This window comes from Gandjariella thermophila (assembly GCF_005405885.1).
In the GTDB taxonomy this organism is placed as follows: domain Bacteria; phylum Actinomycetota; class Actinomycetes; order Mycobacteriales; family Pseudonocardiaceae; genus Gandjariella; species Gandjariella thermophila.
In genome coordinates, this window is sequence record NZ_BJFL01000002.1 from 381,510 (window position 1) to 401,106 (window position 19,597).

A 19,597-nucleotide genomic window follows, 5' to 3' on the forward strand; every position below is an offset into this window, starting at 1 on the left:
GCGGGCGGTGGCGGCCGGGCGGTGAGCCGCCGGCAACCCACCTGCGGGAGCCCCCCGGACCGGAGAGGGAGGTCAGCGGCGTTTCACCGGGGACCGGCGCAGCACCGTTTCGGTGATCTCGCGGAGGTGGTCGGCTACCTCGGCGAAGGGCAGGTGGCCGCTGCCGGCGAGCACCATGGCCCCGACGAAGGCGGTCAGCACGGCCCGCTCGGCCGGGGGGTCGGCGTCCGCGCCGAGCGCGTCGGCCAGCCGCGCGTAGATCTCCCGGCCGATCTGGTCGCGGAGCCGGCGCACCTCCTCGTGGTCGGTGAGCATGGCCAGCGTGCACGCCTGGGCCAGCTCCGGTTCGTCGACCAGCAGCAGCGCGATGGCCCGCACCACGGCGGCCACGTCCTCGGCGGGCCGGCCGGCGCGGTCCCGCTCGGCCGGTGGCAGCGCCTGCACCTTCTTCCAGAACACCGCGGTGACCAGGTGTTCCTTGGAGGAGAAGTAGGTGTACGCGGTCGCCGGGGAAACCTGGGCCCGCCTGGCCACCGAGCGCACCGTCAGTGCCGGGAAGCCGACCTCGCGCAGCTCGGCCACGGTGGCGTCGAGCAGCCGCCGCACCGTGTCGGCCCTGCGGCCCTCGACGACCTGGCGGATCGGCTCGCTCATGAACACCGGGCCGGCTGCGGCGGAGCCGTTGACGCGGCGGTTGCACTTGGTGACGTCCGGTCGGTCATGGCGTGAGGGTATCTCGCGGCCGGCGCGGCTCCGGCGATCCTCGCCGATGCACCGCGAGTGATGGACAGGTGTCCAGATTAGTGGCTACTGTGCTGTCGATCTCGGTGACGCTCGGTGGCCCGCGGACGTGCGACCGGCGCGGGTGACCCGTCGCCGTGGCCCGCGCCGGAAGGAGACGCCATGTCCCGCTTGTCGTTGTCCCGCCGCCGGTTTCTCGGCCTGGCCGCCATGCGGACGGCGGCCACGTTCGGATTGACCACGATCGCCTGCGGCAGTGCCCGCGCCGCCGATCGCCCGGCCGACGGCGCCACGTTCAGTCCCGCCGTGGTGGTCGGCACCGGCTACGGTGCGGCGGTCACCGCGCTGCGCCTCGGCGCGGCGGGGGTGCCGACGCTGATGCTGGAAATGGGCCAGTTATGGGACAAGCCCGGCCCGGACGGGAACGTGTTCTGTACGATGCTCAGCCCCGACCAGCGGTCCATGTGGTTCCGCACGCGGACCGAGGCGCCGCTGGCCACCTTCCTCTGGCTGGACGTGATCAACCGGGACATCACCCCGTACGCGGGTGTGCTGGACCGGGTGCACTTCCCGAACATGGACGTCTACGTCGGCCGCGGCGTGGGTGGCGGCTCGCTGGTCAACGGCGGGATGGCGGTGACCCCGCTGAGGTCGTCGTTCGCCGACATCCTGCCCGGCGTGGACGCGGACGAGATGTACCGCGTGTACTTCCCGAGGGCCAACGCCGGTCTCGGGGTGAACGACGTCGACCCGGCCTGGTTCGAGACGGCCGACTGCTACCGGTACGCGCGGGTGGCGCGGGAGAGCGCCCGCGTGGCCGGCTACGGCACGGCCTTCGTGCCCAACGTCTACGACTTTGGTTACATGGCGCGGGAGGACGCCGGCCTCGTGCCGAAGTCCGCGCTGAACTCCGAGGTCATCTACGGCAACAACCACGGAAAGCGCAGCCTGGACAGGTCCTACCTGCCCGCCGCCCTGGGCACCGGCCATATCACCATCCAGACCCTCACCGAGGTGCGGAGCATCGAGCGCCAGTCGGGTGGTGGCTATCTGCTGCGCGCCCGGCAGATCGACCCGTACGGCTCGGTGGTCGCCGACCGGGAGATCGGCTGCCGGTACCTGTTCCTCGGCGCGGGCAGCCTCGGTACGACGGAACTGCTGCTGCGCGCCCGGGAGACCGGCGCGTTGCCCGACCTCAGCCCGGAGATCGGGCAGCGCTGGGGCAACAACGGCAACATCATGACCGCGCGGGCCAACCACGTGTGGCAGCCGACTGGCACGGTGCAGTCCGGGATGCCGGCGCTGGGCATCGACCACCGGGCCGACCCAGCCAATCCGGTGTTCGCCGAGATCGCCCCGCTCCCCGCCGGGTTCGAAACCTGGGTGAACCTCTACCTGGCCATCACCAGGACCGTCGAGCGCGGCAACTTCGCCTACAACCCGGCCACCGGCCGGGCGGAACTGCGCTGGGGCCCCGAGCAGAGCCAGCCGTCGGTGGCCTCGGCGAAGGCGCTCTTCGACAGGATCAACGCGGCGAACGGCACCGTGTACCGGTATGACCTGTTCGGGCACAACAAGGCATTCGCCGACGACTTCTGCTACCACCCGCTCGGCGGCGTGGTGTTGGGCAGGGCCACGGACGGCTACGGCCGGGTGCGCGGCTACCCGAACCTCTACGTCACTGACGGCTCGCTGATCCCCGGCTGGGTGGGGGTCAACCCGTTCGTCACAATCACCGCGCTCGCGGAGCGGAACATCGAACGCGTCATCGCCGAGGACGTGCTGCGCTGATCCGCCGGGTGCCGCGCGTGACCTGGGACCCGAACCGCTCGTTTTCCCGGTACCGACACCTCGGTTGAGCCATAACGATAACGTGTTCTAGCGTGTCCGGGGTTACCGAGGACAAACCCGATGGAGTTCGATGACCGTGTCAGGCGCGGCACCCGCCGCCCCGGGCGATGCGACCGCCGCCGGCGGCCGGGACCGGGTGCGCGACGCGCTCGCCGTGCTCGCCGTGCTGGCGGTGGCCACCGCCAGCTGGTTCGGCTGGTCGTGGTGGCACACCGCGCACGATGAGGACCTGCAGTTCGCCTCGGCCAGGGATGCCGTGCTGGACGCCGGCCGGCAGGAACTGATCGTGCTCAACACGCTGGACTACCAGGACGCCGACCATGGGCTGGAGCGGTGGCGCCAGGCGGCCACCGGGGCACTGCTCGACGAGTTGACCCGCAGCCGGGACAGCGACGCGCAGCAGATCCGCACCGCGAAGACGGCCACCGCGGCGAAGGTAGTCGAGGCCGCGGTGACCAGGCTGGACACCCACGCTGGGACGGCGGATGTGATCGCCGTGCTGGAGGTGTCGGTGACCGCGAACGGCGGCCAGCCGTCGATCAGACGCAGCCGGTTGGACGCCGGCATGGCCCGCACCCCGCAGGGCTGGAAGGTGGCCTCGTTGCAGGTCGTCGGCGTGGTGGGCTGAGCGGCCGGCACGGAAGGAGGAGAACAGTGGCGTTCTCCAGGCGTGGTGGCGGGACGGCGCACCGGCGGCGCCGGCCCCGGGTCGCCGGGCTGATCCGGCGCGACAGCCCGGAGCCGGCCGGCCGGGCGGAGCCGGACCCGGTGCGCGGCGCGCTGAGCCGGCCCGGAAACGGTGCCGGACACGGCGCGGTGGACGGCGCGGCCAGCCAGGCTTGCCGGCGGGCCGCCGAGGCCGCCGAGCCGGACTTTGACCGGGCTGCCGAGCCGGACCGTGACCAGGCACCCGAGCGGGACCGTGACCGGGCCGCCGAGCCCGGCGCCACCGAGCCACCGCGCGAGGTGGAAACGGCCAGCCCGGCCGATCGGCGCCGGCTGGTGCGGGCCGCGCTCGCCGGGGTGGCCGTGGTGGCCGCCGGCCTGGCCGTGTGGTTCGGGCTGTCCGCGCACGCGGTGGGCGGGATCGAGGCGGCTCGCAACACCGCCCTGGTCGACGTGGCCACCACGAACGCGGTGAGCACCCAGGTCGGCGAGGCGGTGCGGGCCGCGTTCAGCTACGACTACACCAATCCGGCGACCACCCGCCAGGCCGCGCAGAACGTGCTCACCGGCCATGCCATCGACGAGTACAACCAGTTGTTCGCCCAGGTCGAGCGGGACGCGCCGGCGCAGAAGCTGATGCTCACCACGACCGTGCGGTCGGTGGGCGTCATCCAGGTCGACGGCGACCACGCGCGGGCGCTGGTCTTCGTCGACCAGCAGGCGTTGCGCGCGGACAGCAGCCAGAGCAACTCGGGCGCCGCCCAGCTCGACGTGGTCGCGGTGCGCACCGGAACCACCTGGAAGATCAGCGACCTCACGGTGCTGTGACCGGCCCGGCGGCGGTCAGCCGAGCAACAGGCGAACCGTCAGTTCCAGCCGGTTGGAGACGTCGGTGGCGGAGGCGCGCCGGGTGACCCAGGCGACCAGGTTGGACAGCCACACGTCGCCGATCACCCTGGCGATGGCCTTCTGCTCGTCGGTCGGCTCCTCGTCGCTCATCGCCCGGGTGAACATGCCCTCCATCAGCCGGGCCACGGTGTCCACCTCGGCGGCCGCGGACGCGTCGGCGAACATGAACGCCCGGGTCATCGCCTCGGCGAGATGCGGGTTGCGCTGCATCCCCCTGGTCACCCGGCCCAGCACGAAGAGCACCCGCTCGTACGGCGTCTCACCGCGGACGGTGGCCCGGTCCAGCCGCTCCTGAGCGCGCTCGAACTCGCGCGCCAGGCTGGACACCAGCAGGTGGATCTTGGACGGGAAGTAGCGGTACAGGGTGCCGAGCGCGACGTCGGCCCGCTCCGCCACGGTCCGCATCTGCACCGCGTCGTAGCCACCCTTGGAGGCCAGAGCAACGGTCGCGTCGATGATCCGCTTGCGCCGATCACGCTGCGCAGCCGAGCCGAGCTCGTCGTCGGCGAGTGTGTTCAGCACGTTGCCGGTCGACGCGTTCGTCTTTGCCGTCGATGTCATCGAGGCGGTCCCCTCGGATGGTCGGGCGGGGTGACGTCGGATCGTCCCTCCGCTCAGATCGGATGTTCGTCCGGAAGAAGGAACCTGTTTCAGGTTTCACGTTCCAGTTTACCCGAGGCGCCGCGTCGCCCCGGCGGCCGGGCAGTGTGTGGCTGTCGTCCTGGGCGTCACCCGCGTCCCGGTGCCGCCACGCGGACCCGTCAGGGGAAGGCAACGCGTTTCATTAAGGCACGGTCAGTGGATGGTCAGTACCGCGTCGGCGAGCACCGGAGCGTCGTCGCGCTCCACCACCGACGTGGTCAGCAGTATCCGGTCGTCGGACTCCCAGACCCGGGTGCGCAGCGTCTCCCCGGGATACACCACGCCGGCGAACCGGGCGGAGAAGCCGGCCACCCGGGCGGTGTCGCCCTTGAGCAGGCCGTCCACCAGGGCCTTGCACACCACCCCGTAGGAGCACAGGCCGTGCAGGATCGGCCGGGGGAAGCCGGCGGCCGCGGCGAAGTCCGGGTCGGCGTGCAGCGGGTTGCGGTCGCCGCACAGCCGGTACAGCAGCGCTTGCTGCGGCAGGGTGGGGGACAGCAACTCGGCGTCCGGGTCGCGGTCGGGCAGCGTGGTGCTGCCGGACGGCCCGCGGTGGCCGCCGAAACCGCCCTCGCCGCGGGCGAAGATGCTGGATCGGGTGGTGAACAGCGGGTTCCCCGCGCCGTCCACCGCCTCGGACTCCTGCACGATCACCGCGGCCTTGCCCTTGTCGTGGATGTCGGCGATCCGGATGCGGGCGCGGGCGGACCCGGCCACCGGCAGCGGCTGGTGCACGGTGATGCCCTGCTCGCCGTGCAGCACGCTGGCCAGGTCGATGTCCACACCGGGGAAGGACACCCGCGGCGGCTCGGTGGCCCCGAACGTGGGCGCCACCACGCCGAAGGTGGGCAGCACCTGGAGGTCCCGCTCGTAGACGTAGCGCAGTTCGCGCGGGTCCTCCGGGTCGGCGCCGGCGCCCAGTCCGAGGTGGTACAGCAGGACATCGGAGGCGGTCCAGGAAAACTCCACCTCGGGAAGCTCGGCGCCGATGGCGACGCTCGGGTCGATGGGCATGCCGCCCCCTTTCCAGGACGAGGGATCAGTCGCGACCGCGGGTGGTCAGCCGGCGTCGGCTTCCCGGCGTGGCACCTCCACCAGTCCCTCGTGGACGGCGTGCTCGATGCTGGCGCGCAGCCGGGCGCAGGTGTCCACGCGCGCCGGGTGTTCCCCGGCGGCGACCCGCGCGGCGATCTCCGGGCAGCGGTCGGTGCCGGTCGTCCACTGGATGCTGGTGTGCTCCGGGCTGAGCTTCTTGACCAGCACCTCGATGCCGCAGCCGTGGCAGGTCAGCGGTCGCAGCCCGCCCTCCAGATACAGCCTCCGGTCGGCGGCGGTGTCATTCGCCGCCTCGGCGGGAGAACCTGCCTCGGCGGAGGCGGCGCGCACTGCGGCGTGGTCCGTCATCGGGTGGACGTCTCGGTCTGGCGGTTGGCCAGGTTGGCCGCGACCTCGGCCTCCCAGGAGGCCACCGCGCGGGTGGTGTCGACCTCGAACTCGAAGCGGCGGGTCATGTCCTCGGTGACGTCCTCCACGTCCACGTAGAACTGCTCGTACCAGCGGCGCAACTGGTAGACCGGGCCGTCCTCCTCGCACAGCAGCGGGTTGTCGATGCGGGTCTTGTTCCGCCAGATCTCCACGTCCTGCAGGAACCCCACGCCGAAGGACTTGGCGAACTTGCCGGCCACCGCGTCGGCCTGGGCGTCGTCCAGGCCGGGCAGCTTCCTCACCGTCACGCCCCACTGCAGCACGAAGGACTCCGGGGTCACCGGGTAGTGGCAGTTGATCAGGATGGCGTCGATCGGGGTGCCCCGGTAGTTGGTGGCCAGGTGGTTGATCATGTAGGAGGGGCCGTAGTAGGACGCCTCCGACCGCAGGGTCACGTCCTCGCCGGCGTAGTTGCCCTGGGCGGCTCCGACATCCGGGCGGCCGCGGGAGTGCAGGTACTGGGTGGCCACATGGCCCTCGAAGACGTTCTTGAAGTAGGTCGGGAAGGCGAAGTGGATGTAGAAGAAGTGGGCCATGTCCACGACGTTGTCGATGATCTCCCGGCAGTTCGAGCCGTCGATGCGGACGCTGTCCCAGGTCCAGTTCGACCAGCCGGGTTCGAACGCCTCGGGGATGCGCGGGATGACCACGTGCTCCGGCGGCGGGTTGCCCTGCGGGTCGTGATAGACGAACAGTTGCCTGTTCTCCTCCAGGGTCAGCCACGATCGGGTCCGGGCCCGCGGCGGCACCCGCTTGGCGTAGGGGATGTCCACGCAGCGCCCGTTGCCGCCCCAGCGCCAGTCGTGGAACGGGCAGGCGACCGCGTCGCCCTTGATCGTGCCCTGGGAAAGGTCGCCGCCCATGTGCCGGCAGTAGGCGTCCAGCACGTGCAGGGCGCCGGCCGAGTCGGCGAAGACGACGAGCTTGGTGCCGAAGGCCTCCACGGCGTGTGGCTTGCCGTCCCGGAAGGTGTCGGCCAGGCCCAGGCAGTGCCAGCCACGGGCGAACCGTTGCGGCGGGGCGCCGGTATCGATGCTGCGGACCCCGTTCCCACTCATCGCGTCCCTCCGGTGTGCGAGCCGTCCTGCCTGAAACAGGTTATCGACCGGTGGCGATTTGACGCCATCCGTTCTCGGTGTTCGGTCGCGCACAGAGTAGAACACGTTTCACAGTGGCGCACGTGGCTGCCCCGGATACGCTGGTCGGCGGCGATGTGTCGGCTCAGCCGAGCGACCCGCCGGAGCGGGCCGGGCCGTCCAGGCCGAGCAGCCGACCCAGCCGGGCCGCGTGCTCGCGCGGCTGCCCGAAGAGCTGCGCGCTGCCGTGCGCCCGCTTGAAGTACAGGTGGGCGTCGTGCTCCCAGGTGATCGCGATGCCGCCGTGCAACTGGATCATCTCGGCGGCCACCCGGCACAGCGCCTCGGAGCAGTACGTCTTGGCCGCCGCGGCACGGGCGGCGAGCAGCTCGGCGTCGCCCTCCTCGGCCGCCTGCGCCGCCGCGTGCGACGCCGACCGGGCCGTCTCCACCAGCACGTACATGTCCGCCATCCGGTGTTTCAGCGCCTGAAAGCTGCCGATCGGCCGGTCGAACTGCACCCGCGCCTTGGCGTACTCCACGGTCAGCTCCAGGCACCGGCTGGCCGCGCCGACCTGCTCGCCGGACAGCGCCGCGCAGGCGGTGTCACGGGCCCGGCGCAGCGCCGGCCGGGCGTCGTCGCCGATCCGCCGCCCGGTGGCACCGGCCAGCCGCACGGTGGCCAGCCGGCGGGTGAGGTCCATGGTCGCGGCGTGCCGGCGGTGCACGCCCGGCTGGTGCGGCGTCACCTCGAACAGCCCGATGCCGGTGTCGGTGCGCGCGGCGACCAGCAGCACGTCGGCCAGGTCGCCGTCGAGGACGTGGTGCGCCCTGCCGTGCAGCGCCCAGCCACCCGTGCCGCGCGGCTCGGCGGAGCAGGCGGTGTCCTCGGCGGACCAGTGCCCGGCCGGCCCGGTCCACAGCACGGTGGCGATCCGGCTGCCATCCGCGATCCCGGGCAGCAGCCGCTTGCACGCCTCGGCGTCGCCGGAGGCCAGCAGTGCCTGCGCGGCCAGCACCGCGGAGCCCAGCAGCGGCGACGGGGTGAGCGTGCGGCCCAACTCCTCCAGCACCAACCGGATCTCCGGCACCCCGGCCCCGGCGCCGCCGTACTCCTCGGGCACGGCCAGCGCCGCGACGCCGATCTGCTCGCACAGCACCGACCACAGGTCGGGGTCGTAGCCGCGGCCGGACGCCGCCGCCGCGCGCACCGCGGCCGGGTCGGACCGCCGGGACAGCAGCGACCGAACCGCGTTCCGCAGCGCCACCTGCTCCTCGGTCAACGCGTACACGCCCCGGAGTAAACCAAACAATCGCTTGGTTATCTACGGGCGGCGGTGGTGGCCGCGTCCCGGAGTGCGGCCGCGACGCGGGCGCGGTGCGTGGTCGCGGTGCCCCAGGCGGACAGCAGGGCGCGGACCTTGGTCAGCCACAGCCCGAGGTCGTACTCCTGGGTGTAGCCGACCGCGCCGTGCACCTGGAGCGCGGTGCGCGCGGCCTGGTAGGCGGCCCGGCCGGCGGCGACCTTGGCGGCCGAGCAGTCCCGGCCGGCGGTGGCGGACCGGTCGGCCACCGCCACCGCCGCGCCGTACACCAGCGGCCGGGCCAGCTCCAGCCCGACCAGGACGTCCGCCAACTGGTGCTTGACCGCCTGGAAGGCGCCGATCGGCCGGCCGAACTGGCTGCGCTGCTTCGCGTAGTCGGTGGCCCGTTCCAGCAGTGCCTGGCCGGCGCCGACCAGTTGCGCGGCACACGCCAGGGTGCCGGCGTCGAACGCCCGCCCGGCCGCGGCGGTCACCGCCGGCCCGGAGGCGAGCACGCCGGCACCGTCCACCGCGAACAGCCGGCGGGTTGCGTCCACTGAGGACAGTGCGGTGGTGGTCCTGGCCAGGCTCAGGGTGCCGTCCACGACGAGCAGCACCGGGTCGGCGAGGTCGGCGTCCAGCGCGTAGGGCAGGTGCGGCGGAGCCGCCAGAGTGGCCACGGTGGTCCCGGCGGAGAGCGCGGGCAGCCAGCGCCCGGCGAGCGCGTCGTCGCCCAACTCGACCAGCAGGGTGGGCACCGCGGCCACCGACTCGACCAGCGGTCCGGGCACCGCGTGCCGGCCCAGCTCCTCGAAGGCGACCACCAGGTCGACCGGGTGCGCGGCCAGGCCGTCCCAGCGCTCCGGCACGGCCAGCCCGGTCACCCCGAGGTCGGCGAGCCGCCGCCACGTGGCCAGGTCGGGTTGTCCGGCGCCCCACCGGCGTGCCAGGCCGGGCACGTCGGAGCCGCTGAGCAGATCGCCGATGCTGGCGGCGAACTGCCGCTGCTCCGGACTCAGCGTGAACTTCACCGGTCACCGTCCTCTCCGCGACCCCGCGCGACCGCGATCGTCTCGCCGGGGCGTCGCTGCGGTAGCCGAGGTCAGCACGCTGACGCCCCGGTGCGCGCTCTGCCGGGGTGGGTGCCGCGCCTCGACACGCTCATCTACGTCCCTTTGGGCAAGCCGAGCAGCCGCTCCGCGACGACGTTGCGCTGGATCTCGTTGGTGCCCGCGTAGATCGGGCCGGCCAGGGAGAACAGGTAGCCGTCGAGCCACCGGCCGGTCAGCTCGCCCTCGGCGCCGAGCAGGTCCAGCGCGGTCTCGTGCAATGCCACGTCCAGTTCGGACCAGAACAGCTTGTTCACGCTGGACTCGGCGCCCAGGCCGCCACCCTCGGCAAGCCGGGTGACCGTGCCGAAGGTGTACAGCCGGTATGCCTGCGCGCCGATCCAGGCGTCCACCACCCGGTCCCGCAGCGCGGTGTCGGACGGGGCGCCGACCGCCCGCCACAGCCGCACCAACCGGTCCGCGGCGGCGCGGAACCGGCCCGGGCTGCGCAGCGACAGGCCGCGCTCGTTGCTGGCCGTGCTCATCGCCACCCGCCAGCCGTTGTGCACCTCGCCGAGCACGTCGGCGTCCGGCACGAACACCCCGTCCAGGAAGATCTCCGCGAATCCGGGCTCGCCGTCGAGTTGGGGGATGGGCCGGATGGTGACGCCCTCGGCGCGCAGGTCGAACAGGAAGTAGGTGAGACCGCGGTGGCGTTCCGCGTCCGGGTCGGTGCGGAACAGCCCGAATCCCCGGTCCGCGAAGGTGGCCCGGGAACTCCACGTCTTCTGCCCGGACAGCAGCCAGCCGCCGTCGGTGCGCACCGCGCTGCTGCGGATCGCGGCGAGGTCGCTGCCCGCCTCGGGCTCGGACCACGCCTGCGCCCAGATGTCCTCGCCGCGCGCCATCCGGGGAAGCAGCCGCTTGCGCTGCTCGTCGGTGCCGTGCGCGAACAGCGTCGGGGCGAGCAGGAAGATGCCGTTCTGGCTGACCCGGCCGGGCGCGCCCGCCGCGTAGTACTCCTCCTCGAAGAGCACCCAGCGCAGCAGCGACGCGTCCCGGCCGCCGTACTCCGCCGGCCAGGACACCGCGGACAGCCGCGCGCCGGCGAGCGTGGCCTCCCACTCGCGGTGCGCGGCGAAGCCCTCGGCGGTGTCCATCGACGGCAGCGGCCGCGCCGGCACGTGTTCGGTCAGCCAGTCCCGTACCTCGTCGCGGAAGGCGACATCGCCGGCGTCCAGGTCGAGGTCCACGTCAGCTCCCGGCCCGCTTCATGGCGCGCGCGTCCAGGCCGGCCAGCGAGTCCGCCGACACCTCGGCGTTGTGCGCGTGCGCGAAGTGGTGCAGCCCGAACACCGAGTCCATGCCGGAGCGCATGCCCATCAGGTCCTCGCACTGGTTGACCGCCCGCTTGGCCAGCGCCAGGCCGAAGCGCGGCATCTTGGCGATGGTCTCGGCCAGGGTGAACGTCTCCGTCTCCAGCTTGTCCCGAGAGACCACCCGGTTCACCATGCCCAGCTCGTAGGCGCGGCGGGCGTCGAACCGTTCCCCGGTGAACAGCACCTCCTTGGCCGCGCGGGGGCCGAGCACCCACGGGTGCGCGAAGTACTCCACCCCCGGAATGCCCATCCGCAGCACCGGGTCGGCGAAGAACGCGTCGTCCGAGGCGACGATCATGTCGCACACCCAGGCCAGCATCAGCCCGCCGGCGATGCACGCGCCCTGCACCATGGCGATGGTGGGTTTGGGCATGTCCCGCCACCGCCGGCACATGCCGAGGTAGACCTCCATCTCCCGGGCGTAGCGCTGGTCCCCGCCCGGCTTGTCCACGTGGTCCCACCACATCACGGCCCTGCGCTCGTACGAGACGTCCACGTCCCGGCCGGGTGTGCCGATGTCGTGGCCGGCGGAGAAGTGCTTGCCGGCGCCGGCGAGCACGATCACCGAGACGTCGTTGTCGTCCACCGCCGTGGTGAACGCGGCGTCCAGCGCGTAGGTCATCGCGGAGTTCTGCGCGTTGCGGTACTCGGGGCGGTGCATGGTCACCACCGCGACCGGGCCCCGCCGCTCGTAGCGGACCACGTCCTCGTCGGTCATGATTGCTGGGACTCCTCTCGCAGTTGGCGCTTGAGGACCTTGCCGCCGGGATTCCGGGGGAGCTGGGTGCGGAACTCGACGTGCCGGGGGACCTTGTAGTTGGCCAGCCGGGTGCGGCAGTGCCCGATGACGTCCTCTGTGGACAGTTCGTGCCCGGGCCGGGTGACCACGTACGCCTTGCCGACCTCGCCGAGCCGGTCGTCCGGCACGCCGACCACCGCGGAATCGGCGACCCCGGAAAGCCGGGCGAGTACCTGCTCCACCTCGGCCGGGTAGACGTTGAACCCGCCGCAGATGTACATGTCCTTGAGCCGGTCGGTGATGGTGAGGTAGCCGCGCCTGTCCAGCCGGCCGACGTCGCCGGTGTGCAGCCAGCCGTCCCGGTCGATCGCCTGGCCGGTGGCCTCCGGGTCGTCGAGGTAGCCGAGCATCACGTTGGGGCCGCGCAGCAGGACCTCGCCGGGTTCGCCGGGCGGCAGCGGGTTGCCGTCCGGGTCGGCGACCCGCACCTCGAATCCGGCGGCGGCGCGTCCGGAGGTGCGGGCGACCCGGTCGGCGTCGTCACCGGGCCGGCACATGGTGGCCACCACCGCCTCGGTCAGCCCGTACGCGGTGAGCACGGTGCGGAAGCTGAGTTCCGCGCGCATGCGTTCGATCAGGGCGACCGGCACGGTCGCCGCACCGGTCACCGCCAGCCGCAGGGTGGACAGGTCGAACGTGTCCCGGCTCGGGTGGTCCAGCATGGTCTGGTAGATGGTGGGCGGGCCGGGCAGCACGGTGATCCGCTCCGCGTCGACCAGCTTCATCGCCCGCTCCACGTCGAACACCGGCTGCGGCACCAGGGTGGCGCCGCGCAGCAGGCAGACGAGGATGCCGGCCTTGTAGCCGAAGCTGTGGAAGAACGGGTTGATCACCAGGTAGCGGTCGGCCGCGGTGACCTCGCCGCAGTCCGCCCACGCCTCGGCCACCGCGAGCGCTTGGCGGTGCGCGCTCATCGCGCCCTTGCTGCGGCCGGTGGTACCGGAGGTGAACAGGATGTCGCTGACGCCGTCCGGGTCGACCGCCTCGGCGCGTGCGTCCGCGTCGGCCGTGGTGAGCATGTCGGCGTAGGCGTCGATCTCGTTCCACTCGATGGCACCGGCGGTGGGTTCGGCGGGCTCTTCGGTCGGGATGCGCAGCACGGTGCGCACCGCGGGCAGCCCGGGCACCGGGTCGGCGGGGTCGGGCGACCCGTCCGGCTCGGCCGCGGCGGCCCGGCGCAGCTCGGCCAGCCGGTCGGTGCCGAGGAACGGGCCGGCGACGGCCAGCGTCCGAGCCCGGCTGCGCCGCACCACGTCCAGCGTTTCGGGGCCGGTGAACCGGGTGTTGACGGGGACCAGGGTGGCCCCGGCGTACAGCGCGCCGAGCGCGGCCACCGCCCAGTGGTGGGTGTTCGGCGCGCACACCGCCACCCGGTCGCCGGGCTCGACGCCGCGGGCCAGGAACAGGCGGGCCAGGGTGCGGACCCGGTCGTGCAACTCGGCATAGGTCAACCGCACCGAACCGTCGACCACGGCCTCGGCGTCACCGAACCGGGCGGCGGCACGGGCCACGGCGGCCGGGATCGTGCTCGCGTCGTCGAGACTCACGTCCCCTCCCGCTGCGCCTTTGGCAAAGCAAGTGCTTGGTAGGCTAGCCTACGCAGGTCGGGTTCCGTTTGGCCAGACGGAGGTGCGCGTGACGGACGAGGCCTTCCGTCGCCAGGTGCGGGAGTGGTTGGCGGACAACCTCTCCGGCGAGTTCGCCGCGCTGCGCGGCCTCGGCGGTCCCGGCCGGGAGCACGAGGCGTTCGAGGAGCGGCTGGCGTGGAACCGGCACCTCGCCGCCGCCGGGTGGACCTGCCTCGGCTGGCCGGTGGAGTACGGCGGTCGCGGGGCCACCGTCGAGCAGCAGGTGATCTTCCACGAGGAGTACGCTCGCGCCGGCGCCCCGGCGAAGGTCAGCCACCTCGGCGAGGAACTGCTCGGCCCCACCCTGATCGCGTTCGGCACGCCCGAGCAGCAGCGGCGGTTCCTGCCGAAGATCGTCGCCGTGGAGGAACTGTGGTGCCAGGGCTACTCCGAACCCGGCGCCGGCTCCGATCTGGCCTCGGTGTCCACGACCGCGACGCTGGACGGCGACGAGTGGGTGGTCAGCGGGCAGAAGGTGTGGACGTCGCTGGCGCACGTGGCCGACTGGTGCTTCGTGCTGGCCCGCACCGAACCCGGCTCCCGGCGCCACGCCGGGCTGTCGTACCTGCTGGTGCCGATGCGCCAGGACGGCGTGACGGTGCGGCCGATCCAGCAGCTCACCGGCACGTCCGAGTTCAACGAGGTGTTCTTCGACGGTGCCCGCACCGCCCGTGACCTGGTGGTCGGCGAGGTCGGTCAGGGCTGGAAGGTGGCCATGGGCACGCTCGCCGTCGAGCGCGGTGTCGCCACCCTCGGCCAGCAGGTCGGCTTCCGCCGCGAGCTGGAGGGCATCACCGAACTCGCGAAGCGCAACGGCGCGGTGGACGACCCGGTGCTGCGGGAGCGGCTGACCCGGGCCTGGCTCGGCCTGGACGTGCTGCGCGCGCACGCGCTGCGCACCCTCGCCGGTTCCGGCGGCACGCCGGGCATGGCCGAGGCGTCGGTGGCCAAGCTGTTCTGGGCCGGCTGGCATCGCGCCCTCGGCGAGCTTGCCATGGAGGTGATCGGCGCGCCCTCCATGGTGGCCGGTACCGACGCCGGTGACCTGGACGAGTGGCAGCGGCTGTTCCTGTTCAGCCGGGCCGACACGATCTACGGCGGCTCGGACGAGATCCAGCGCAACATCATCGCCGAGCGGGTGCTCGGCCTGCCCCGGGAGGCCCGGTAATGCGCGTGTCAAGTCGCGATGCCCGAGATGACCGCAGCGCGCGCCCTGCCGACCCGCTCGCGGGGGCGCGCGAAGCCGCGGAAAGGAAGGCGCGCCCGTGATCCCTGCCTACCCCGCCGGCCACGACCTGCTGGCCGACAAGGTCGTCGTGGTGACGGCCGCGGCCGGCACCGGCATCGGCTCCGCCGCCGCCCGGCGCTGCCTGGAGGAGGGTGCCCGGGTGGTGGTCAGCGACCACCACGAGCGGCGGCTCGGCGAGACCGTGGACAAGCTGGCCGCCGAGCACGGCGACCGGGTGCACGGGCTGCCCTGCGACGTCACCGACGGCGGGCAGGTGCAGGCGTTGCTGTCCGGCGCGGTGCGGCGGTTCGGCCGGATCGATGTGTTGATCAACAACGCCGGGCTGGGCGGCACCCGGTCGGTGCTGGAGATGACCGACGAGGAATGGCAGCGGGTGCTGGACGTGACGCTGAACGGCACGTTCCGGTGCACCCGGGCGGCGCTGCGGCAGATGGCCGCCCAGGGCGGCGGCGGCGCGGTGGTGAACAACGCCTCCGTGGTCGGCTGGCGGGCGCAGGTCGGCCAGGCGCACTACGCGGCGGCCAAGGCCGGCGTCATGGCGCTCACCCGATGCGCCGCGCTGGACGCCGCCGAGCACGGCATCCGGGTCAACGCGGTCGCGCCGAGCCTGGCCATGCACCCGTTCCTGGCCAAGGTCACCAGCGAGGACCTGCTCACCGAGCTGACCTCCCGGGAGGCGTTCGGCCGCGCCGCCGAACCCTGGGAGGTGGCCAACGTCATGGTGTTCCTGGCCAGCGACTACGCGTCCTACCTCACCGGCGAGGTGGTATCGGTTTCCAGCCAGCATCCGTAGCAGGACGACGACGAGGAGACCAGGATGAGCCCGCGAGGACGCCGATCGGGCGGTTCCGGGGAGAGCAACGCCGGCGGTTCCGAGCGCCGGGCGGAACTGCTCGCGCTCGCCGCGGAGATGTTCGCCGAGCGTGGCTTCCGGTCCACCACGGTGCGGGACATCGCCGACGCGGCCGGCATCCTCTCCGGCAGCCTCTACCACCACTTCGACTCCAAGGAATCCATGGTGGACGAGATCCTGCGCGGGTTCCTGGACGAGCTGTTCGGCCGGTACCGGGAGATCGTCGCCGCCGGGGGTGACCCGAGGGACATGCTCGAGGCGGTGGTGGTGGCCTCGTTCGAGAGCATCGACCGCCGGCACTCCGAGGTGGCCATCTACCAGAACGAGGCCCGCCACCTGGCCCAGTTCGAGCGGTTCTCCTACATCGACGACCTCAACGTGGAGTTCCGCAAGCTGTGGGTCGGCATCCTCGAGGAGGGCGTCCGGTCCGGCGCGTTCCGTCCCGATCTCGACGTCGAGCTGGTCTACCGCTTCATCCGGGACACGGTGTGGGTCGCGGTCCGCTGGTACCGCCCCGGCGGCGCGCTGACCGCCCGCGCGGTGGCCGAGCAGTACCTGGGCATCCTGCTCGACGGCATCTCCACCCGGCGCCGCCGGTCCGCCGCCCGCCGGCAGCCGGCCACCTGAATCCAAGGCGTTTCAGTGATCGTGTCGAGCCGCGATACGGCCGCGACCACCGAGCGCGGTCCGGCCGCCGCACGATCCCGGAGGCAGGGCCCCTACGAGCAGACCGATGTCGTCCCGAGCCCGGCCCTGCCGACGGGATCGTAGGCGCGCAGACTCGCGGTCAAGAAGGAGGACAGTTCCATGTCCGAGGCGTACATCATCGACGCGGTGCGCACTCCGGTCGGCCGGCGAGGCGGGGCGCTCGCCGGGGTGCACCCCGCCGACCTCGGCGCCAGGGTGATCACCGCGCTGCTGGACCGCACCGACGTCGACCCGATCGACGTGGACGACGTGATCTTCGGCTGCGTGGACACCATCGGCCCGCAGGCCGGGGACATCGCCAGGACCGCCTGGCTGGTCGCCGGGTTCCCGGAGCAGGTGCCCGGGGTGACCGTGGACCGGCAGTGCGGGTCCAGCCAGCAGGCCGTGCACTTCGCCGCCCAGGCGGTGATGAGCGGCACCGCCGACCTGGTGTTGGCCGGCGGGGTGCAGAACATGAGCCAGATCCCGATCGCCGCCGCGATGACCGCGGCCGAGCCCTACGGTTTCGCCGACCCCTTCAGCACCTCCGAGGGTTGGAAACACCGCTACGGCGACGAGGAGATTTCCCAGTTCCGCGCGGCCGACCTGATCGCGCTGCGCTGGGACCTCTCCCGCGAGGAGATGGAACGCTTCGCGCTGACCAGCCACGAGCGGGCCGTCGCCGCGATCGACTCGGGCCGCTTCGACCGGGAGATCGTGCCGATGGGCGAGGTGCGCCAGGACGAGGGCCCGCGCCGGGACACCAGCCCGGAGAAGATGGCCAAGCTGGAACCGCTGCGCCCGGGCGGCCGGATCACCGCCGCGCTGGCCAGCCAGATCTCCGACGGCGCCAGCGCGGTGCTGGTCGCCTCCGAGCGGGCGGTGCAGGAGTACGGGCTGATCCCGCGGGCCCGGGTGCACCACCTGTCCGCGCGCGGCTCCGACCCGGTCTACATGCTCACCGCGCCGATCCGGGCTACCCGGCACGCGCTGGAGCGCACCGGCATGGAGTTGCGCGACATCGACCTGTTCGAGGTCAACGAGGCGTTCGCCAGCGTGGTTCTGGCCTGGGCCAAGGAGATCGGCGCCGACCTGGACCGGGTCAACGTCAACGGCGGCGGCATCGCCCTGGGCCATCCCATCGGCGCCACCGGGACCAAGCTGATGACCACCCTGCTGCACGAGTTGGAGCGCACCGGCGGCCGGTTCGGCCTGCAGACCATGTGCGAGGGCGGCGGCCAGGCCAACGTCACCATCATCGAACGCCTTGGCTGACCAGCACGCCGCAGCCGGCCGCCCGGCAGCCCGGACGCGGCTCGTCACTCCCCGGAACGCGGCCCCGGGTCACGACCCCGTGGCGGCACCCGTGACGTCGGGAACCGGTTGTTGCCCCGTTGCGACCTGGTCAGCGACTGGCCTCGATGACTTCGTATCCGTTCTCGCCGAACGGGCCGTACTCGACGTCGATGTCCGCCGGCAGGGCTTCCCTGAGCTGTCGGGCCAACTCCCGCCCCTCGGCGTTGAACGTCGCCTGCTCCTCGGTCGTGGCGAATCCTGCGTCCCGCGGGTTCGCGTCGTCGTAGGTCGCCTGAAACCGGCTGTCCCATACCTGGACCCGCTCGAGCAGTCCGACGTCCACGGGCACGACATCGGTGATCTCCTCGACACCGTAGGGGTGGGCGACCCCGCCGCCGACGGCTACCCAGAACGGGCCCGTTTCCCAATCGGCCATCAGACGAATGGTAATCTTCGAATTCGTTTTCTCGGTCATGGCAACGGTTTTAACTTCCTGTCCGGTGAGACGGGATTGGCTCCGACGATGAAGCCGTTACTGCTGATGGTCACCGCCACTCGTTGTCGGCGACCTCGGTAGACCGTCTCGAACACCGTCCGATCCTTTCCTGAGATACCGATCGGCGTACCATGGGTGGCGGCGTGGAACACCAGGTCCACGATATCGGACTCCGCCACCCCGACCCGCGCGAACTCGTCCACACGCTTCGGATTCATGATGTGGCCAACGCCGGCGTTTGGGATGTCCTTCTCCAGCCATCTGATGTGGCCGTCGACGTTGCGGCCGATGCGCACAACGCCCTGTGGCCTGATCTTGTGGCCCTGACGTCGTACCTCCGCCACCAGGCAGGGATCCACTTCCGGATCCCTGCGGACTCCGGGCGCCGCCGTCGTGTTTCCCGAGCAGTCGCTGCTGATGGCCGAGCTGGACTGTCGGGCTTGCCGGTCCCTTCAACCACCGTGCGCCAGCACCTCGTTGGCCGCGCTTCGGAGCCTCTCCTGCAGGCCCGCCAGCATGGCCGTCAGTTCCTGCACCTGGCTCTGGGTGGCGAGGGCCTCGTGCGCCATCGCCTCTCCGAATTGTCCGCCCGCCTGCTGGGCATACTGCGCTACCGTGCCTAACTGTTGTTCCGCTTCGACGAGATAGTTAACCGGTACCTGATTGGCCGCCGCGCGGAGCGCAGCCGCCGCGTCGTCCATGTATCCCATGGCGTGGGTGTCCTTTCGGTGTCGATAAAGCGCAGTTCGGCGCTACCTTTCGTTGACGATCGAGATGATGGGCGACAGCACCGCTGTCGGCGAGATCGGTATGGATCAGAATCCGTCCCGTAGCCGGCAGGCCAGCCGCACCTGCGGGCACGGCCACGGTTGTCCGCACTGACCGCACGCGTCCGTGCGGCTCACCGGTGCGTGCAACAGCAGGGCCAGCCCGATGAGGGCGTAGAGCTGCGCTGGCTCGGGCATCCGCGGCTCGGCGGCCGGAGTGAGCCGATTCTTGCGGTACAGCCGCAAAGAGATGACGTCCGCCATGACGACCTCGCCGTACCTCTCGTCGGGTGGCCTGAGACGGCGCCCGCCGCCGGGGGAAATGGCGTATCCGGAGAGCCGACCGGGGACTCGGCTCGGCCGGATCACGACGCCCAACTGGGGCCGGTTGGGCGGCTCCCGGCGGCGGGGCCTGGCTCCGAGCTTGGCGAGTCGAGCACCATCCGGGAATGATCTGGTGTTGCACTCTCGTTGCAGCCCTGCTGCGCCATGGCCTGCCAACATGATTCGATCGGGTCGGGAGAGGAGCCAACAGGATGCCGACCGTGGGCCAGTGGACCGGGCGGGAGACCCGCGCGCTGCGCATGGCGTTGCGTCTCACTGTGGGAGGGTCGGAGGCTGACGCGGTGGGTGTAGCCGACTTTAGGTCTGGGCGCTCCTGCCTGGGGTTTCCCTCAGGCAGCTTTCGTTTTGACCTTGGCCGGTACCGTTCCGTTTCCAG

21 protein-coding genes are annotated in these 19,597 nt (G+C 71.9%); 7 read left to right on the top strand and 14 right to left on the bottom strand.

Going from position 1 to position 19,597, the window contains the following annotated elements:
- Window positions 1-72: 72 nt before the first annotated feature.
- The gene (locus FFT21_RS03750; RefSeq protein WP_137812285.1) at window positions 73-654 is read right to left on the bottom strand and encodes a TetR/AcrR family transcriptional regulator; all 582 of its coding nucleotides are present in this window, start codon (window positions 652-654) and stop codon (window positions 73-75) included.
- 249 nt (window positions 655-903) lie between these two features.
- Between FFT21_RS03750 and FFT21_RS03755 the strand changes: the two genes are divergently transcribed.
- From FFT21_RS03755 to FFT21_RS03765, 3 genes are all read left to right on the top strand, one after another.
- Window positions 904-2,532, top strand: coding sequence for a GMC oxidoreductase (locus FFT21_RS03755; protein ID WP_192909370.1), 1,629 nt, complete (start codon window positions 904-906; stop codon window positions 2,530-2,532).
- A 130-nt stretch (window positions 2,533-2,662) separates the two neighbouring features.
- A complete protein-coding gene (locus FFT21_RS03760) occupies window positions 2,663-3,220 on the top strand; it encodes an Rv1363c family protein (RefSeq protein WP_137812286.1) in 558 nt (185 codons plus the stop codon).
- 26 nt (window positions 3,221-3,246) lie between these two features.
- Window positions 3,247-4,086 carry a hypothetical protein gene (locus FFT21_RS03765; RefSeq protein ID WP_137812287.1) on the top strand — a complete coding sequence of 280 codons (840 nt, stop codon included), beginning with the start codon at window positions 3,247-3,249 and terminating at the stop codon, window positions 4,084-4,086.
- A gap of 15 nt (window positions 4,087-4,101) precedes the next feature.
- Here FFT21_RS03765 and kstR read toward each other — a convergent pair whose 3' ends face one another.
- From kstR to FFT21_RS03810, 9 genes are all read right to left on the bottom strand, one after another.
- Complete coding sequence (kstR, locus tag FFT21_RS03770; protein WP_137812288.1) at window positions 4,102-4,728, bottom strand: cholesterol catabolism transcriptional regulator KstR; 627 nt, start codon at window positions 4,726-4,728, stop codon at window positions 4,102-4,104.
- Between the two features lie 234 nt (window positions 4,729-4,962).
- Complete coding sequence (gene chsH3, locus FFT21_RS03775; RefSeq protein WP_137812289.1) at window positions 4,963-5,823, bottom strand: enoyl-CoA hydratase ChsH3; 861 nt, start codon at window positions 5,821-5,823, stop codon at window positions 4,963-4,965.
- A 45-nt stretch (window positions 5,824-5,868) separates the two neighbouring features.
- Complete coding sequence (locus FFT21_RS03780) at window positions 5,869-6,213, bottom strand: hypothetical protein (RefSeq protein WP_307722897.1); 345 nt, start codon at window positions 6,211-6,213, stop codon at window positions 5,869-5,871.
- Window positions 6,210-7,352: a 3-ketosteroid-9-alpha-monooxygenase, oxygenase component gene (locus FFT21_RS03785; protein ID WP_137812290.1), complete on the bottom strand. Its 1,143-nt coding sequence runs from the start codon at window positions 7,350-7,352 to the stop codon at window positions 6,210-6,212. The genes FFT21_RS03780 and FFT21_RS03785 overlap by 4 nt, the downstream gene beginning before the upstream one ends.
- A gap of 163 nt (window positions 7,353-7,515) precedes the next feature.
- Window positions 7,516-8,661, bottom strand: a complete 1,146-nt coding sequence (locus tag FFT21_RS03790) for an acyl-CoA dehydrogenase family protein (protein ID WP_137812291.1) — start codon at window positions 8,659-8,661, stop codon at window positions 7,516-7,518.
- 29 nt (window positions 8,662-8,690) lie between these two features.
- Window positions 8,691-9,704, bottom strand: coding sequence for an acyl-CoA dehydrogenase family protein (locus FFT21_RS03795; RefSeq protein ID WP_137812292.1), 1,014 nt, complete (start codon window positions 9,702-9,704; stop codon window positions 8,691-8,693).
- A 134-nt stretch (window positions 9,705-9,838) separates the two neighbouring features.
- The gene (locus FFT21_RS03800; protein WP_137812293.1) at window positions 9,839-10,975 is read right to left on the bottom strand and encodes an acyl-CoA dehydrogenase family protein; all 1,137 of its coding nucleotides are present in this window, start codon (window positions 10,973-10,975) and stop codon (window positions 9,839-9,841) included.
- Window position 10,976: 1 nt separating this feature from the next.
- Window positions 10,977-11,819 (bottom strand): enoyl-CoA hydratase, encoded by an 843-nt coding sequence (locus FFT21_RS03805; protein ID WP_137812294.1) that lies wholly within the window; start codon window positions 11,817-11,819, stop codon window positions 10,977-10,979.
- Window positions 11,816-13,447: a FadD3 family acyl-CoA ligase gene (locus tag FFT21_RS03810; protein WP_137812295.1), complete on the bottom strand. Its 1,632-nt coding sequence runs from the start codon at window positions 13,445-13,447 to the stop codon at window positions 11,816-11,818. Before FFT21_RS03810 ends, FFT21_RS03805 begins: the two co-directional genes overlap by 4 nt.
- A gap of 88 nt (window positions 13,448-13,535) precedes the next feature.
- Here FFT21_RS03810 and FFT21_RS03815 point away from each other — a divergent pair, with 88 nt between their 5' ends.
- The 4 genes from FFT21_RS03815 (at window position 13,536) to FFT21_RS03830 (ending at window position 17,592) form a co-directional block, all read left to right on the top strand.
- A complete protein-coding gene (locus FFT21_RS03815) occupies window positions 13,536-14,696 on the top strand; it encodes an acyl-CoA dehydrogenase family protein (RefSeq protein WP_137812296.1) in 1,161 nt (386 codons plus the stop codon).
- Window positions 14,697-14,793: 97 nt separating this feature from the next.
- Window positions 14,794-15,570, top strand: coding sequence for an SDR family oxidoreductase (locus FFT21_RS03820; protein ID WP_137812297.1), 777 nt, complete (start codon window positions 14,794-14,796; stop codon window positions 15,568-15,570).
- 24 nt (window positions 15,571-15,594) lie between these two features.
- A complete protein-coding gene (locus FFT21_RS03825; protein WP_137812298.1) occupies window positions 15,595-16,257 on the top strand; it encodes a TetR/AcrR family transcriptional regulator in 663 nt (220 codons plus the stop codon).
- 180 nt (window positions 16,258-16,437) lie between these two features.
- The gene (locus FFT21_RS03830) at window positions 16,438-17,592 is read left to right on the top strand and encodes an acetyl-CoA C-acetyltransferase (RefSeq protein WP_137812299.1); all 1,155 of its coding nucleotides are present in this window, start codon (window positions 16,438-16,440) and stop codon (window positions 17,590-17,592) included.
- A gap of 130 nt (window positions 17,593-17,722) precedes the next feature.
- Here the strand turns inward: FFT21_RS03830 and FFT21_RS03835 are convergent, their stop codons facing one another.
- The 4 genes from FFT21_RS03835 to FFT21_RS03850 form a co-directional block, all read right to left on the bottom strand.
- On the bottom strand, window positions 17,723-18,088 hold the full coding sequence (locus tag FFT21_RS03835) for an immunity protein CdiI family protein (protein WP_137812300.1): 366 nt from the start codon (window positions 18,086-18,088) through the stop codon (window positions 17,723-17,725).
- A complete protein-coding gene (locus tag FFT21_RS03840; RefSeq protein ID WP_137812301.1) occupies window positions 18,085-18,468 on the bottom strand; it encodes a hypothetical protein in 384 nt (127 codons plus the stop codon). The genes FFT21_RS03835 and FFT21_RS03840 overlap by 4 nt, the downstream gene beginning before the upstream one ends.
- Window positions 18,469-18,561: 93 nt before the next feature.
- Window positions 18,562-18,819, bottom strand: a complete 258-nt coding sequence (locus tag FFT21_RS03845; RefSeq protein ID WP_137812302.1) for a hypothetical protein — start codon at window positions 18,817-18,819, stop codon at window positions 18,562-18,564.
- Window positions 18,820-18,924: 105 nt separating this feature from the next.
- Window positions 18,925-19,140, bottom strand: a complete 216-nt coding sequence (locus FFT21_RS03850) for a hypothetical protein (protein ID WP_137812303.1) — start codon at window positions 19,138-19,140, stop codon at window positions 18,925-18,927.
- Between the last annotated feature and the right edge of the window lie 457 nt (window positions 19,141-19,597).

Bases quoted from the DNA above. Each gene is read 5' to 3' on its own strand.
- FFT21_RS03750 (WP_137812285.1), bottom strand. From the start codon at position 654: ATGAGCGAGCCGATCCGCCAGGTCGTCGAGGGCCGCAGGGCCGACACG.
- FFT21_RS03755 (WP_192909370.1), top strand. From the start codon at position 904: ATGTCCCGCTTGTCGTTGTCCCGCCGCCGGTTTCTCGGCCTGGCCGCC.
- FFT21_RS03760 (WP_137812286.1), top strand. From the start codon at position 2,663: ATGACCGTGTCAGGCGCGGCACCCGCCGCCCCGGGCGATGCGACCGCC.
- kstR (WP_137812288.1), bottom strand. From the start codon at position 4,728: ATGACATCGACGGCAAAGACGAACGCGTCGACCGGCAACGTGCTGAAC.
- chsH3 (WP_137812289.1), bottom strand. From the start codon at position 5,823: ATGCCCATCGACCCGAGCGTCGCCATCGGCGCCGAGCTTCCCGAGGTG.
- FFT21_RS03780 (WP_307722897.1), bottom strand. From the start codon at position 6,213: ATGACGGACCACGCCGCAGTGCGCGCCGCCTCCGCCGAGGCAGGTTCT.
- FFT21_RS03785 (WP_137812290.1), bottom strand. From the start codon at position 7,352: ATGAGTGGGAACGGGGTCCGCAGCATCGATACCGGCGCCCCGCCGCAA.
- FFT21_RS03805 (WP_137812294.1), bottom strand. From the start codon at position 11,819: ATGACCGACGAGGACGTGGTCCGCTACGAGCGGCGGGGCCCGGTCGCG.
- FFT21_RS03825 (WP_137812298.1), top strand. From the start codon at position 15,595: ATGAGCCCGCGAGGACGCCGATCGGGCGGTTCCGGGGAGAGCAACGCC.
- FFT21_RS03830 (WP_137812299.1), top strand. From the start codon at position 16,438: ATGTCCGAGGCGTACATCATCGACGCGGTGCGCACTCCGGTCGGCCGG.
- FFT21_RS03835 (WP_137812300.1), bottom strand. From the start codon at position 18,088: ATGACCGAGAAAACGAATTCGAAGATTACCATTCGTCTGATGGCCGAT.
- FFT21_RS03845 (WP_137812302.1), bottom strand. From the start codon at position 18,819: ATGGGATACATGGACGACGCGGCGGCTGCGCTCCGCGCGGCGGCCAAT.
- FFT21_RS03850 (WP_137812303.1), bottom strand. From the start codon at position 19,140: ATGGCGGACGTCATCTCTTTGCGGCTGTACCGCAAGAATCGGCTCACT.